Source organism: Kitasatospora sp. NPDC092039 (assembly GCF_044756065.1).
Classification (GTDB): Bacteria; Actinomycetota; Actinomycetes; order Streptomycetales; family Streptomycetaceae; genus Kitasatospora.
Genome location: NZ_JBIVSD010000025.1, coordinates 1 through 15,061, shown reverse-complemented (window position 1 = coordinate 15,061; position 15,061 = coordinate 1). Strand labels below are relative to the sequence as shown.

At 74.6% G+C, this 15,061-nt stretch carries 11 protein-coding genes and 1 pseudogene; 7 read left to right on the top strand and 5 right to left on the bottom strand.

Features of this window, described 5'->3' with window-relative positions:
- Positions 1-129 precede the first annotated feature (129 nt).
- Both ACIQI7_RS34195 and ACIQI7_RS34190 read right to left on the bottom strand, forming a co-directional pair.
- Entirely contained in the window at positions 130-630 is a 501-nt protein-coding gene (locus ACIQI7_RS34195; RefSeq protein WP_401117627.1) for a peptidylprolyl isomerase, read from the bottom strand.
- Positions 631-716: 86 nt separating this feature from the next.
- Positions 717-1,823, bottom strand: a complete 1,107-nt coding sequence (locus ACIQI7_RS34190; protein WP_401117625.1) for an RCC1 domain-containing protein — start codon at positions 1,821-1,823, stop codon at positions 717-719.
- A 283-nt stretch (positions 1,824-2,106) separates the two neighbouring features.
- Between ACIQI7_RS34190 and ACIQI7_RS34185 the strand changes: the two genes are divergently transcribed.
- Complete coding sequence (locus ACIQI7_RS34185) at positions 2,107-3,789, top strand: hypothetical protein (protein ID WP_401117623.1); 1,683 nt, start codon at positions 2,107-2,109, stop codon at positions 3,787-3,789.
- A 135-nt stretch (positions 3,790-3,924) separates the two neighbouring features.
- Here the strand turns inward: ACIQI7_RS34185 and ACIQI7_RS34180 are convergent, their stop codons facing one another.
- Together ACIQI7_RS34180 and ACIQI7_RS34175 are read right to left on the bottom strand one after the other, a co-directional pair.
- A complete protein-coding gene (locus ACIQI7_RS34180; RefSeq protein ID WP_401117621.1) occupies positions 3,925-4,314 on the bottom strand; it encodes a hypothetical protein in 390 nt (129 codons plus the stop codon).
- 165 nt (positions 4,315-4,479) lie between these two features.
- Complete coding sequence (locus ACIQI7_RS34175; RefSeq protein WP_401117619.1) at positions 4,480-5,079, bottom strand: putative glycolipid-binding domain-containing protein; 600 nt, start codon at positions 5,077-5,079, stop codon at positions 4,480-4,482.
- A 211-nt stretch (positions 5,080-5,290) separates the two neighbouring features.
- Here ACIQI7_RS34175 and ACIQI7_RS34170 point away from each other — a divergent pair.
- From ACIQI7_RS34170 to ACIQI7_RS34145, 6 genes and pseudogenes are all read left to right on the top strand, one after another.
- Positions 5,291-5,599, top strand: a pseudogene (locus tag ACIQI7_RS34170) (DUF4331 family protein); the annotation flags it as partial.
- 1,184 nt (positions 5,600-6,783) lie between these two features.
- Positions 6,784-7,461 (top strand): HAD family hydrolase, encoded by a 678-nt coding sequence (locus ACIQI7_RS34165; RefSeq protein WP_401117617.1) that lies wholly within the window; start codon positions 6,784-6,786, stop codon positions 7,459-7,461.
- Between the two features lie 285 nt (positions 7,462-7,746).
- Positions 7,747-8,112 carry a hypothetical protein gene (locus ACIQI7_RS34160; protein ID WP_401117615.1) on the top strand — a complete coding sequence of 122 codons (366 nt, stop codon included), beginning with the start codon at positions 7,747-7,749 and terminating at the stop codon, positions 8,110-8,112.
- A gap of 451 nt (positions 8,113-8,563) precedes the next feature.
- A complete protein-coding gene (locus tag ACIQI7_RS34155) occupies positions 8,564-9,661 on the top strand; it encodes a substrate-binding domain-containing protein (RefSeq protein WP_401117613.1) in 1,098 nt (365 codons plus the stop codon).
- A gap of 307 nt (positions 9,662-9,968) precedes the next feature.
- Positions 9,969-10,754: an ATP-binding cassette domain-containing protein gene (locus ACIQI7_RS34150; RefSeq protein ID WP_401117611.1), complete on the top strand. Its 786-nt coding sequence runs from the start codon at positions 9,969-9,971 to the stop codon at positions 10,752-10,754.
- On the top strand, positions 10,751-12,172 hold the full coding sequence (locus tag ACIQI7_RS34145) for a sugar ABC transporter permease (protein WP_401117609.1): 1,422 nt from the start codon (positions 10,751-10,753) through the stop codon (positions 12,170-12,172). The genes ACIQI7_RS34150 and ACIQI7_RS34145 overlap by 4 nt, the downstream gene beginning before the upstream one ends.
- 1,914 nt (positions 12,173-14,086) lie before the next feature.
- Here ACIQI7_RS34145 and ACIQI7_RS34140 read toward each other — a convergent pair.
- Positions 14,087-15,004: an MBL fold metallo-hydrolase gene (locus ACIQI7_RS34140; RefSeq protein ID WP_401117607.1), complete on the bottom strand. Its 918-nt coding sequence runs from the start codon at positions 15,002-15,004 to the stop codon at positions 14,087-14,089.
- Positions 15,005-15,061 lie beyond the last annotated feature (57 nt).

The following is a 15,061-nucleotide window of genomic DNA, read 5'->3' as shown; positions in this document are numbered from 1 at the left end:
GGCGGCGCGGGTCTTGCGGGCGGCTCCTGCGGGCGGGGCGGGGCGGGGGTGGTGGGGATGGCGGGGGCCGGTGGGCGGGGAGCGGGAGGCCGGCCGGGCCGGCGTCCCGCTCCTACCGCTGCCCGGGCGCTATTCGACGACCTCGGCCTTCACGATGACCACGTCCTCCTTGGGGACGTCCTGGTGGCCGGCCTTGGAGCCGGTGGGCACGGCCTTGATGGCGTCGACGACGTCCTGGCCCTCGACGACCTCGCCGAAGACGGCGTAGCCCCAGCCCTGGGGGTTCTTGCCGCTGTGGTTGAGGAAGTCGTTGTCGGCGACGTTGACGAAGAACTGGGCGGTGGCGGAGTGCGGGTCGCCGGTGCGGGCCATCGCCACGGTGTACTTGGTGTTCTTCAGGCCGTTGTCGGCCTCGTTCTGGATGGGGGCGCGGGTCTTCTTCTGCCGCATGCCGGGCTCCATGCCGCCGCCCTGGACCATGAAGTTGTTGATGACCCGGTGGAAGACCGTCCCGTCGTAGAAGCCGTCCCGGACGTACTGGAGGAAGTTCTCCACGGTGGCGGGGGCCTTGTGCGCGTCGAGCCGGAGAACGATGTCGCCGTGGTTGGTGCTCAGTTTGACCTTCGACATGACTACCTCACTGTCTGCGTGGTGGCGGCTACGAAGCGTTCACGCGCATTGTGACAGCAGGGGCGGCCGGGCACGGTTGAGGCGCTTCAGTTGGCGAGGCTGAAGTCGCCGCCGACGGGGGCGGCGAGCTTGTCGATGCCGGTGAGCGCGGTGAGGGTGGGCACCGGGGTGCTGCTGTCGGTGGTGGTGCCGTCGCCGAGCTGGCCGGAGCCGTTGCTGCCCCAGGAGTGCACGGTGCTGGTGCCGGACAGGGCCACGGTGTGCTCGCGGCCGCCGGCCACCAGCCGTACGCCGCTCAGGCCCGGGACGGTGACGGGCAGGACGCGGAAGACGGTGGTGCCGTCGCCGAGTTGGCCGGCGGTGTTCTGGCCCCAGGCCTTGAGGCGGTGGTCGCTGTCGACCACGGCCATGCTGTGGTTGCAGCCGGCCGCGATCCGGGTGACGCCGCCGCTCCAGGTCGCCTGGGTGGTGACCGGGGTGAAGCGGTTGATGGTGGTGTTGTCGCCGAGCTGGCCGGTGGCGTTGTAGCCCCAGGCCCGGACGGTGGCGCCGGGGCCCGGTGCGCCGACCAGGGCGAGGTTGTGGCCGGCGCCGGCGGCGATGCGGCTGACGGCGCTCAGGCCGGTGACCGGGGCGGGGACGGCGCGGTTGGAGCAGGTGCCGTCGCCGAGCTGGCCGTTGAAGTTGTAGCCCCAGGCCCACACGGTGCCGTCCTCGCGCAGGGCCAGGCTGTGGTGCAGGCCGGCGGCGATGGCGACGATCCCGGTCAGGCCTTCGACGCGGGTGGGCATGCTGGTGTCGGCGCCGGTGCCGTTGCCGAGCTGGCCGTGCTTGTTCTGGCCCCAGGCCATCACGGTGCCGTCGCCGAGCAGGGCGAGGCTGTGGGCGCCGCCGGCGGCGATCTCGACGGCGTCGGTGAGGTTGACGACCTGGCCGGGCGTGTTGTGGCTGAACACCGTGCCGTCGCCGAGCTGGCCGGCGCCGTTGACGCCCCAGGACTGCACCGTGCGGTCCGCCAGCAGGGCCAGGCCGTGGCCGGCGGCGGGGCCGAACCCGCCGGCGGCGATCTTCACCACCTCGCTGCTGGTGAGCCCGAGCACGGCGGTGGCCGTGGTGCGGAGGTCGGCCCAGGTGCCGTCCCCGAGCTGGCCGGAGCGGTTGTTGCCCCAGGACTTCAGGCGCTTCTCTGCCATGCGACGATGCCTCTTTACCTCTATGACAATAAGTCAAATCGTCGGTACGTCACGCCGGTTGACGACTCCACGATCATGGCCCGACGCTACCCACGCGCCCGGCGCGGCACGGGCAACGGCCGTGCCCGCCACCCGATCGGGTGACGACAGGCCCGCGCCCCCGCTCCGTCCGCGGTCCGCACGCCCCTGCCGTTGTGTGTCCGGCCCGTCACCCCTAGTGTCGGCGGTCTGCGGTGCGCGGGCAGCGCGCCGCAGTCCGTTTCGCCGTTGAGGAGGCAAGCCCGTGGCCGACACCTTCGTGCCCGTGGAACCGACCGCGTACGTCACGCAGCGGAACCTGGCCGGCGCCAAGGAACTCCCCGGCTCCCCGGCCGACTTCGAGGGCGCCCGGCGCGGGCTGCTCGCGGCCCCGCCCTACCGCGCGCTGCCGTCCCACGACGGCCAGGAGGCGGTCTGGCGGTTCGGCGCCTTCGGCTTCCTGGCCGGCGACGCCCCCGCCACGGTGGCGGCGCCGCTGTGGCACCAGGGCCGGCTGGCGTTGTCCTGCGGCCTGTTCGAGGTCGCCGACGGCCTGTACCAGGTGCGCGGCTACGACCTCGCCAACCTGACCGTCGTCACCGGAGCCCACGCCCTGCTGGTGATCGACCCGCTCGGCTCCTACGAGACCGCCCGCGCGGCCCTGGCCCTCTACCGCTGCGCCACCGGGGACGAGCGGCCGGTGCGGGCCGTGGTCCACACCCAGAGCGGGGTGGACCACTTCGGGGGCGTGCGCGGCCTGTTCGCCGGCGCCCGCGCCGGCCTGCCCGCCGACCTCGCGGTGTACGCGCCCGAGGGGTTCCTCGCCGACGCGGTGCACCGGCAGGTCACCGCGGGCGCCCACACCGCCCGCCTCGTCGACTACGCCTACGGCACCCGGCTCGACGCCGGCCCCCGCGGCCTGGTCGGCTGCGAACTCGGGCGCACCGTCTCCACCGGCCGGCCCGACTTCCTCGCCCCCACCGACACCGTCGGCGGCCCGCTGTCCGCCCCCACCCCCCGGGCCCACTGGCCCGCCTGGGCCCCGGCGGCCGGCGTGCCCTGGCAGGAGGGCCTGTACGCCGTCGAGGCGGCCGGGGTGCGGATGGTCCTGCAGCCCGCGGGCGGGCACGCCTGCCCCGCCGAACTGAACCTCTACCTGCCCGACCACCGGGCCCTGCTCCTGGCCGGCGCCGGACTGCTCGGCGCCCCCGGCCCGGACCGCGCCGCCCTGCTCGACGCCACCGCCACCGCGTTCGGCGCCGCCGCCGGCCTGGGGATGTGCGCGTACGGCGCCCCGGTGTGGGGCGCCGCGCAGGTCCGCGGGTGGCTCACCGCCCACCGCACCGCCGCCGCCACCGCCCCCGACCCGGGCCCCGCCGCCCCGCTGCTCGCCCACCCCGGCTACCTGCACACCCCCTCCCGCACCGTGCGCGAGGTCTGGGCCCGGCTGGCCGGCACCGCCCTGGGCCCGGCCCGACCGGCCGTCACCGCCCGCGCCGAGCTCGCCGGCCCGGACGGCGCCCGGCGGGCGGTCGACGCGGCGCAGCGCGCGTACGAAGGCGCGGGCGGCGGCTCGGGTGCGGGCGCGGGTGCGGGCGGGGGCGCGGGCGCGGGCGGCGGCTCGGGTGCGGGTGCGGGCGGGGGCGCGGGCTCGGGTACGGGCGGGGGTGTCGGTGCGGGGCCGGACTACGCGCGGGCGGTGCTGCTGCTGGACCCGGTGGTCTCGGCGTGCGCGGTCCCGGCGGCCGTGCCCGCGGCGGTGGAGCGGCGGGCGCGGGAGCTGCAGTCGCGGGCGCTCACCCAGCTCGGCTACCTCGCGGCGCACGGGCGGCTGCGCAACGCGCTGCTGACGGCGGCCCGGGACGTGCTGGACCCGGGTGCGGCGCCGACGCGGTTCGCGGGGACGGTGGCGGACCTGGCGGTGTGCGCGGACCCGCTGGCGATCTGAGGCGCGGGCCCGGCGCGCGGTGCGGCCCGCGGGCCGTACGGGGCGCCGGGCCGCGCCGTTCACCGGGCCACGCCGTTCACCGGGCCGTACGGTGCGCCGGGCGCGGGAGCGGCGGCGCAGGTTGACGGCGGGGGTTCAGGCGGCGCGGAAGTGGCGCTTGGTGCCGGCGGCCGGCGTCCGCGGGAAGGCCGTTGCGGGCAGGTCGGTCAGGGCGGCGGGGCGGCGCGGCAGCGGGCGCGGCTCGTAGGCGAAGGTCCAGGTGAAGCGGGTGCCGCCGCCCGGGAGGGGCTCGACCGGGTCGTCCTCGCCGAAGCGCCGGTACAGCGGCAGGGTGGCCCGGGTGACGCGCAAGGCGTGTCGCCGGCCCTCCCCCCAGTGCGGGAACTCCTCGCGCAGGCGCAGCGCTTGGCGTGCGGTGATCTCCCGGGTCGTGCCGGCGCCGTGCGGCGGCGGCGGGGTGTAGCGGCCGTGGGCCGGGCCCCGGCACCAGGACGGCGGTGCCGGGCCGACGAGGCCCTGCCACACGCTCGCCGGCGCGGCCGGCAGGTCCGTGGGGAAGCGGTGGAGGTGCGGTGCGGTGTCGAAGAAGGACGCGTCGAAGCTCTCCGGCGTGGACCAGGGCGTCGCAGGGCCTCCTCGGGCGGGTCGGGATCCGCCCGAGCGGACCGGGCGCGGCGAGTGGGCGCCCTGTCAGGCGATGCGGTGGGCCAGGCCGGGGTAGTCGGCGACCAGGCCGTCGGCGTCCAGCAGCAGGTCCGCCCGGTAGTCGCCGCTGGTGTAGCGGACGGTGGCGCGGCCGTCCGGGTGGCGGCGCAGGTGGGTGTAGGTCTGGCGGGAGGGCACGACCACCAGGTCGGGCACGCGGATCCAGGCCATCAGGAAGTGGTGCTCCCCGGGCCGCCGGTGGAGGGCGTGGCGCAGGACGGGCGGGGTGTTGGTGAGCGGGGACAGGCCCAGGTCGCAGTCGAGGGCGCCGGCCAGGTCGGGGCGCTGGGTGCCGTCGGCGCTCCACCGGCCGCTGTCCTCGTCGCGGCGCAGGTCCAGGGTGCGGGTGGCGTCCGGGGTGCGGGCGGTGACGTGCATGCGGCGGGTGGTGAAGCCGTCGCCGGTCTCCAGGCGGTAGTCGAGCCAGTAGGGGGCGGGTTCGGCGGCGGCGGCGCGGCCGTGGGCGGTCAGGGCGCGGGGGGCGAGGTCGATCCAGGAGGTCTCCAGGCCGGCGGTCTCGGTGACGCGCCAGGTGGGTACGGCGCTGCGGGCGCGGGCGGTGGCGCGGGCGGTGGGGCTGGTCATTCGTGCACGGTAGTACGGGCCGCCGACAACGGCCCGGCCCCGCCCGCGCCCGCTCGCCCGGGTGGTGCAGCGGGGCGGGCCGGGCCCGCCCGGGCGTGTGGGCCATGACCGCGGGGGGCGGGGGCGTCCATGCGCAAGCACGCCAAGCACGCCAAGCGTGTGAAGCCCGCCGAGCACGGGGAGCACGGGGAGCGTGTGAAGCACGGCGAGCGTGTGGAGTGTGTGGAGCCCTCGGCCCACTCGACGCACTGGAGTGCCGGAGGCCGCCTTGTCGCACCACCCCAGCGGACCGGACCCGCGCTCCCCCGGGGGTGACGCGCGCCTGGACCGGACCGACCTGTTCGCCTTCGCCGCGCCGGAGCCGGGCCGCACGGTGCCGGTCATGAACGTGAACCCGGTCGCGCCGTGCGGCGGGCGGGCCTTCCACCCGCAGGCGGTGTACCGGATCGACCTCGGCACCGACGGGGACCGGCGGGCCGGCCTCGCCTACAGCCTCACGTTCTGCGAGCCGGAGGGCGGGGAGCAGACCATGACGGTGCGGCGGCGCCACCGGTCGCGGTGGCGCGCGGGCCGGAGGCGACCGGCGAGGTGCTGGTGTCCGGGGCGCCGGCGAGCTTCACGGGCACGCCCGCGGTGGTGGAGGCGGGGGCCGTACCAGGTGAGCGCGGGGCTGCGCAGCGACCCGTTGTTCACGGACCTGGACGGGATCGTGAAGGACTTCCAGCGGACGGGGGGTGGACCGGGGCGCGGACAAGAACGTGTTCGGGATCGTGCGGCAGGCGCCGGACGCGGCGTTCGGGCCGGCGCCGCAGATCGGGGTGCGGGCGCGGGTGGGCGTGCCCAAGGACGGGCGGCCGGCGCCGGTGGACCGCGGCGCGCACCCGACGCTGACGGCGTACTTCCACGAGGAGGACGTGAAGGAGGCGTACAACGCCGGGGAGCCGGTGGACGACTGGGACACCTACCGGGATCCGTGGACGGCGAAGCCGCAGCACTTCGGCGGGCACACCGCGCACGCGGCGCAGGCGCAGCTGCGGCTCGTGCTGCCGGACATCCCGCGCTACGACCGCGCCCGTGCGGCGGGCTGTCCGAACGGGCGCCCGCTGACGGACGACGTGGCCTCGGCGCGGCTGACGATGCTCACCGACGCGAAGGTGCCCGGCGACCGCACCAGAGCGCACACCGACCTGTTGCCCCACTCCCCCCACCCGGCCCACCCGCACCGACCCCCGGGCACCACACGCTCGCGCTCTCCTCAACCGCCCCGCCGGCCCCGAACCTCCCCCGCACCGGGCCGACTTCCCCCGCGCCGGGCCGACTTCCCCCGCGCCGGCCCCGGAACCTCGACGCGAAAGTGCCCGGCGACCGCACCCGAGCGCACACCGACCTGTGGCCCCACTCCCCCCACCCGGCCCACCCGCACCGACCGCCGGGCACCACACGCTCGCGCTCTCCTCAACCGCCCCGCCGGCCCCGAACCTCCCCCGCACCGGGCCGACTTCCCCCGCACCGGCCCCGGAACCTCGACGCGAAAGTGCCCGGCGACCACACCGGGCCGCACACCGACCTGTTGCCCCTCTCCCCCTACCCCGCCCACCCGCACCGACCCCCGGGCACCACACGCTCGCGCTCTCCTCAACCGCCCCGCCGGCTCCTGCGCCGGGGGCGGCCGGCTCCCGGGCGGGGGCCGCGTAGGGTGGCGGCATGTCCGTTCCTGTGGAGCTGGTGGTCTTCGACTGCGACGGTGTGCTGCTCGACAGCGAGCGGTTGGCCGTGCGGGTGGACGAGCGGGTGGTCGCCGAGGCGGGCTGGCCGCTGTCGCGCGAGGAGCTCGTCGAGCGGTTCCTGGGCCGGTCGCACGCGTTCATGACGGCCGAGATCGAGGCGCACGCGAGGGTGGCGCTGGAGCCGGGCTGGGACAGGCGCCTGCAGCGCCTGTACGACGAGGTGTTCGCCGCCGAACTGGCCCCGGTGGAGGGCGTGGTGGCGGCGTTGGCCGCACTGCGGGAGGCCGGGGTGGCGGATTGCGTGGCGTCCTCCAGCACCCACGCGCGGCTGCGCTCGACGCTCGGGCTGACCGGGCTGCTGCCGCGTTTCACCGGGCGGATCTTCAGCTCGCAGGACGTCGAGCGCGGCAAGCCCGCGCCGGACCTGTTCCTGCACGCGGCGGCCGCGATGGGGGTGCGGCCGGCGGCGTGCCTGGTGGTCGAGGACAGCAAGTACGGGGTGGCCGCCGCGCGGGCGGCGGGGATGCGCTCGCTGGGCTTCCACGGCGGGCTGACGCCGCGGGCGTGGCTGGAGGGGCCGGGCACCCGTACGTTCGCGGACATGCGGGAGCTGCCGGCGCTGGTCGCCGGCGCCGGGTCGCTGCCCCTGCCGTAACCGCGCCCGCAGCCCCGACGGCGGGCCCTGCGGGGTCTGTCGGGCTGGCGGGGCCTGCCGGGCTCGCGGGGTGTCGCGCCCCCGGCCTGTCGGGCTCGCGGGGTGTCGGGCTCGCGGGGTGTCGGGCCCGCAGCCTGTCGCGCTGGCGGGGCCTGTCGCGCTGGCGGGGCAAGCAGGCGCGCCCCTGTCAGATGTCAGGGACCGCCGCGGGCACCGGGTTCCTAGGCTGACGGGCACCGGGCGGATCGACCGTCCGTCCTCGTACCAGCCAAGGGAGAACCCCCTATGCGCAGGATCACCCGTGCCGCCGCCGTCCTGGCCCTGGCCGCCGCCGCCCTGACCACGACGGGCGCCGGCGGCGCCGGCGCCGCGGACGGCGAGTGGGCGGGCTGCCCGTCGGGCGCGGTCTGCGTCTACCCGCAGGACCAGGACCCGGCCGTCAGCCCCAGCGCCGTCTACTGGAGCTACGGCGCGCACAACCTCAGCGGCCAGTACGGCAACCACTGGGTGCTGAACAACCAGACCGGCGGCGCGCACGCCCGGCTGTGCCGCGGCGCGAACGGCGCGGACTGCGTCTACGACCTCTCCTCGCCCAAGGGCGTGTACTACGACCTGGGGCCGATCAACTCGATCACGCTCGACCGCCCCTGACGCCCGGTCGGGCGCCGGCCCGGCAGTGCCCGCCGCACGAGGGGAGCGGCGGGCACTGCCGCTTTCGCCCGCCCCGCCCCGGACCGGGGACCCCACTGACCGCCCCCCGCCCCGCCCCCGGACCGGGGATCCCGGCTGACCGCCCCCACGCCCCCGGCCCCGCCTCCAGGCCCCCGGCCCCGCCCCGGTCCCGTCCCCAGGCCCCGTTGCGCCCCGCCGCCCCGGCGCCCCGACCCGCGGCCCCGGCCCGCCGCCCGCCGCCTGCCGCCCGCCGCCCGCCGCCCGCCGCCCGCCGCCCGCCGCCCGCCGCCCGCCGGAGTGTTCACGAAGATAACGAGTGGTGGTGGATCGCGGGCAGTCTGGTTTTACTTATTGACGTCATGTACGCGCTCAGGTTTAACTCCCCCCACCCCGCCGCGACGCCGCGGCGACCCCAGGGAGAGGCACCCGTATGAATGCCGTACTGCGTCGCGCCCTCGTCTCCACCGTGGGCCTCGCACTGACCCTGTCCATGACCGCCGCCTGCGGGAAGGCCGGCGGCGCCAAGGCCGAGGCCTCGGCCTCCGGCAGCCCGGACACCATCGGCCTGCTGCTGCCCGAGAACGCCTCCTCGGTGCGCTACGAGTCCTTCGACCGGCCGTACATCGAGGCCAAGGTCAAGGCCCTGTGCGCGCAGTGCAAGGTGCTGTACAACAACGCCGAGGGCAGCGCCGCCAAACAGAAGCAGCAGTTCGACACCCTGCTCGCCCAGGGCGTCAAGGTGATCGTCCTGGACCCCTACAACGCCAAGTCCACCCAGGGCTGGGTCCAGGAGGCCGCCGCCAAGGGCGTCAAGGTCGTCGCCTACGACCGCCTGGCCAGCGGCCCGGTCGCCGCCTACACCTCCTTCGACAACGAGAAGGTCGGCGAACTCCAGGGCCAGGCCCTGCTGGCCGCGCTCGGCGCGCGGGCCGCCGACGCCGACATCGTCATGATCAACGGCGACGAGGCCGACCCCAACGCCGCCCAGTTCAAGACCGGCGCGCACAGGGTCCTGGACGGCAAGGTCAGGAAGGTCGTCTACGAGCAGTCCGGGCAGTGGGAGCCCACCGTCGCCGGGCAGAAGATCTCCGCCGCCGTCACCGAGTTCGGCAAGAACGGCTTCCAGGCCGTCTACTCCGCCAACGACGGCATGGCCGCCGCCATCATCACCCAGCTCAAGGGCGCCGGCATCACCGTCCCCGTCGGCGGCCAGGACGCCGGCCTGGACGCGATCCAGCGCATCGTCAACGGCGACCAGGCGTACACCATCTACAAGGCCTACCGCCCGCAGGCCGAAGCCGCCGCCGAACTGGCCGTCGCCCTCCTGCACGGCAAGGACGTCAAGGCGATCGCCGACACGAGCGTCGACAGCGCCACCGACAAGAACATCCCGGCCAAGCTCCTCGACGCCAAGATCGTCACCAAGGACAACATCGCCGCCACCGTCCTGGCCGACGGCCTCTACAAGGTCTCCGACATCTGCACCGCCGACTACGCCGCCGCGTGCACCGCCGCCGGACTCAAATAACCCCACCCCCCACCCCCGGCACCGCCCCGGCCCGCCCGGGCACCGCCCGGGCACCGCCTGCATCGCCCGGTACCGCCCGGCACCGCCCGGTACCGCCCCGGTACCGCCCCGGCACCGCCCCGGTACCGCTCCGGCACCGCCCCGGTATCTGCCGGTACCGCTCCGGCACCGCCCCGGTATCTGCCGGTACCGCGCCGGCACCGCCCGGGCACCGCCCGCATCGCCCGGTACCGCTCCGGCATCTCCCGGCATCGCCCGTACTGCCCGTACTGCCCCACGTAGCCGCTCCCCCAAGGTGGTTGTTCCCGTGACAGGCGCACCCGTCCTCCAGCTGCGCTCGGTCTCCAAGCGCTTCGGGGCCGTCCAGGCCCTCACCGACGTCGACCTCACCGTCCACGCCGGCGAGGTCCTCGCCCTCGTCGGCGACAACGGCGCCGGCAAGTCCACCCTCGTCAAGACCATCGCCGGCGTCCACCCCGTGGACGCCGGCACCCTCACCTGGCACGGCGACCCCGTCCGCCCGGCCCGCCCCCAGGACGCCGCCGCCCTCGGCATCGCGACCGTCTACCAGGACCTCGCACTGTGCGACAACCTCGACGTCATCGCCAACCTCTTCCTCGGCCACGAGAAACGCCGCCGCGGCCTGCTCGACGAGGTCGCCATGGAACAGCACGCCCGCCGGCTGCTGGACACCCTCGCCATCCGCATCCCCGACGTACGCACCCCGGTGGCCGCGCTGTCCGGCGGACAGCGGCAGGTGGTGGCCATCGCCCGCGCACTGGTCGGCGAACCCGCCCTGGTGATCCTGGACGAACCCACCGCGGCCCTCGGCGTCGAACAGACCGCCCAGGTCCTGGACCTGGTGGAACGGCTGCGCGAGCGGGGCCTGGCGGTCGTGCTGGTCAGCCACAACATGGCCGACGTACGGGCGGTGGCCGACACCGTCGCCGTGCTGCGCCTGGGCCGCAACAACGGGGTGTTCGCAGTGGCGGACACCACCCAGGAACAGATCATCGCCGCGATCACCGGCGCCACCGACAACGCCCACGCCCGCCGCCGGGCCCGCCGCACCCAGGAGGCCGAGGCCGTATGAGCACCCCCGAAGCACCCGCCCCCGGAGCACCCACCCCCGCCGCCCCCGCCGAGAAGACCGCCCCCACCGACGGCGCCACCGCCGTCCCCGCCAGCGGCGCCACCGCCGTCCCCGCCGAGAAGACCGCCCCCACCGACGGCGCCGCCGCCGTCCCCGCCGAGGAGAGCGTCCCCGCCGGCGGTGCCGGCGGCGTCCCGGCCGTCGATCCGCGGCTGCACCACAGCGTGCGGGGCTGGGCCGCACACGCGGCCGCCGCCCGGCACCGCCTGGCCCGCGGCGAACTCGGCTCACTGCCGGTCGTCGCCGCCCTGGTCGTCATCGCGGTCGTCTTCCAGACCGTCACCCACCACTTCCTGCAGGCCGACAACCTCACCAACATCACCCGCTTCATCGCCGGGCCCGGCCTGATCGCGGTCGGCGTCGTCTTCGTGCTCATCCTCGGCGAGATCGACCTCTCCCTCGGCTCGGTGGCCGGCGCCAGCGCCGCGCTCGCCGCCGTCCTCGCCGTACGCCAGGACCTGCCCGAGTGGCTCGCCATCCTCACCGCCCTCGGCGCGGCCTGCGCCATGGGCCTGCTCCACGGCTTCTTCTTCGCCCGCATCGGCGTACCCGCCTTCGTCGTCACCCTCGCCGGGATGCTCGCCTGGAGCGGCCTGCAGGAATGGACCCTGGGCGACGCCGGCACCGTCAACAACCGCCACGACGGCATCATCGCCGGCCTGGACACCACCTTCCTCGGCGACGGCGACATCGCCTACGCCTGGGCCCTGGCCGTCCTCGCCCCCGCCCTCTACCTGGCCGCCCGCCTGCACACCGCCCGCCGCCGCCGCGCCGCCGGCCTCACCGCACCCCCCACCACCGACAGCGCCGTACGCGCCGGCGCCCTGGCCGTCCCCACCCTCGCCACCGCCTACACCCTCAACCAGGACCGCGGCCTGCCACTGTCCCTGGTCGTCCTGCTCGGCGCCGTCCTGGCCACCGACTTCGTCCTGCGCCGCACCCGCTACGGCCGCCAGGTCTTCGCCGTCGGCGGCGGCGTGGAAGCCGCCCGCCGCGCAGGCGTCAACGTCACCCGCGTACGGATCTCCGTCTTCGTCCTCGCCGCGTTCCTCGCCGGCCTCGGCGGCCTGTTCTACGCCTCCCAACAAGGCTCCGCCGACAAACAACTCGGCAGCGGCAACGTCCTGATGAGCGCGATCGCCGCCGCCGTCATCGGCGGCACCAGCCTCTTCGGCGGACACGGCAAAACCTGGTCCGCCCTCCTGGGCATCCTCGTCATCCAAACCATCACCACCGGCCTCGACATGATCCACGCCGCCCAAGCCATCCAATACATGATCACCGGCGCCGTCCTCCTCACCGCCGTCGTCCTCGACTCCCTCACCCGCCACACCCACACCACCACCACCCACACATAACCCACCCCCCGCAAACCCCCCACAAACCACCCCCACACACCCAGAACGCACGAGAAGTCAGCCGAGTCGACTTCCCCCACAGGACGACCGGGCCTGCCCCCCAACCCACCAGCACCCACAGGAAATCGACAGAATCGACCTCCCACGCACGAAACACCCAGCACCGAAGACACGGTGACACGGCCACCCGCACGCAACGGCGGCACCACCGACCTCCCCCACCAGACCGCCAGGAGACCCCAACCACCCAACCACCACCAGCACACCGGAGAAGCCAGCCGAGTCGACTTCCCCCACACGAAACGCCCAGCCCCGAACGGCGAAGCGACGTGCCACCCGCACGCGCAGCCGACACAGCCAACCTCCCACACAAAACGGCCGGGAGACCCGACCACCCGGCCCACACCAGAAGCCGACTTCTTAACACGGGGCCACTGGCCCCCAAGCCCCAACCCGCTCCCTCACACGCACGAGAAGTCGGCGGCATCGACTTCCCACGCACGAAACAACCAGCACCGAAGACACGGTGACACGGCCGCCCGCGCGTAACGGCAGCACGGCCGACCTCCCCCTCCCCCGGACGGCCAAGAGACCCCAACCACCCAACCACCACCAGCACGCCGGAGAAGCCAGCCGAGTCGACTTCCCACGCACGCGACAGCCGACTCCGAAGGCAAGGCGACGCGGCCACTCGCGCGTAAAGCCGAAACCACCCACCTCCCCCACAGGACGGCCGTAACCTCCACCACCCGACCACCACCAGCGCGCACGAGAAGTCGGCCGAGTCGACTTCCCACGCACGCGACAGCCGACTCCGAAGGCAAGGCGACGCGGCCACTCGCGCGTAAAGCCGGCACGACCAACTTTCCCCTGCAACACGGCCGGGCGCTGGCACCAGTCACCCGGGCCACGCCAACGCACGAGAAGTCGGCCGAGTCGACTTCCTACGCAGGGCGGCCGGACCTGCCCCCGCCCCACCAGCGCTCACAGGAAATCGACGGAATCGACCTCCCGCGAAAAAGCGGCCAGCACCGACGGTAAGGCGACGAGGCCCGCCCACGTGCAAGATCAACACGGTCGACCTCCCCCAAGACGGCCGAGAGAACCCCCAACCACCCGACCACCCCGGCACGTGCGGGAAGTCGGCGGAGTCGACTTCCTACGCAGGGCGGCCGGACCTGCCCCCAACCCACCAGCGCTCACAGGAAAGTCGACGGAATCGACCTCCCGCGAAAAAGCGGCCAGCACCGACGGTAAGGCGACGAGGCCCGCCCACGTGCAAGATCAACACGGCCAACTTCCCAAGACGGCCGAGAGAACCCCCAACCACCCGACCACCACCAGCACGCACGAGAAGCCAGCCGAGTCGACTTCCCACGCACGAAACACTCAGCACCGAAGGCGCGGCGGCGCGGCTGGCCGCCTGCAACGGCGGCACGACCAATTTTCCCCTGCAATGCGGCCGGGCGCTGGCGCCGGTCACCCGGGCCACCCCAACGCACAGGAAGTCGGCGCAGTCGACTTCCCCCACACGAAACACCCAGCCCCGAACGGCGAAGCGACGTGCCACCCGCACACGCAGCCGACAGCCGGGACACCCGACCACCCGGCCCACACGAGAAACCGACTTCCTAACACGGGGCCACTGGCCCCCAAGCCCCAACCCGCTCCCTCGCACGCACGAGAAGTCGGCGGAATCGACTTCCCACGCACGAAACAACCAGCACCGAAAGCGAGGCGGCGTACCCGAGGCGGCGCCACCCGCATGTAAAGCCAGGACGCACGACCCCCTGCCCCGCCCCCGCCGCGCGCACAGGAAGTCGGCGGGGTCGACTTCCTATGCGGCGCGGCACGGGCGTTGCGCCGCGCACGGCACGGCACGGCCGCCGACAGGCAGCAGGCGGCGGGCGGCGGTCAGTAGTTCCAGACGACCGGCACGAAGCGGAACGTGCCGCTGCCGGCGTCCGCCACGTGGCACACCGACGGGAACGGCAGATGCGTGGCCAGCAGCTGCCCGCCGCCGGACGCGAGCTCCTCCAGCAGCCGGACCCGGACGCGGGCCGACTCCTCGGGGTCGTGGTCGAAGCCGTTGTGCCAGTCGGGCTTGTCGAACCCGCACTGGAACACGGCGTCACCGGCGAACGTCAACCGGTCGCCGCCGGACTCCAGGCAGACGATGCTGTGGCCGGGCGTGTGCCCGCCGGTGCGGCGCACCACCACCCCCGGCGCCACCTCGTACTGCGACTCGAACGGCCGCAACCGGCCGCGGTAGACCTCCAGGAACCGTGAGGCGGTCGTGCGGAGCACCTGCGGCACCGGCCCCGGCATGTCAGTACGCGAGAAGTCCGGCGCCGCCCAGAACTCGGCCTCGGCAGCAGCCAGATGAACCCGCACGTCGGTACGCAGCCGACCCCTGAACCCCTCGACGAGCAACCCCCCGATGTGGTCCATGTGCAGATGGGTGAGGACCACGTCGGTCACCGATGCGGGATCGATCCCGGCGGCGTCCAGCCGCGCCGCGAGCTGCCCGGCCCGCGGGAAGCCCGGGAACTGCGTGCCCAGCCCGGAGTCGATCAGGACGGTCCGCCCGCCGCTGCGCACCACGGCCACGTTCAACGGCCAGTCGATCGACTCCAGCGGCAGGAACATGTCGCCGAGCCAGGCCTTCAGGTCGGCCGCAGGAGCGTTGGTGGCCAGCGTCGCGGGCGCGATCGGCAGCACCCCGTCGCTGATCACCATCACGTCGATGTTCCCGACCTTCAGCGCGTAGCGCGACGGGACGAGCTCGTCGCGTCCGGGCGCCTCGGGGTGGGCGGCGTGGTGCCGGCTCATGGTGTTCTCCTCTTGACGGGATGACGGGCGTCAACCGCAGGCGTCGACGACGCGCCG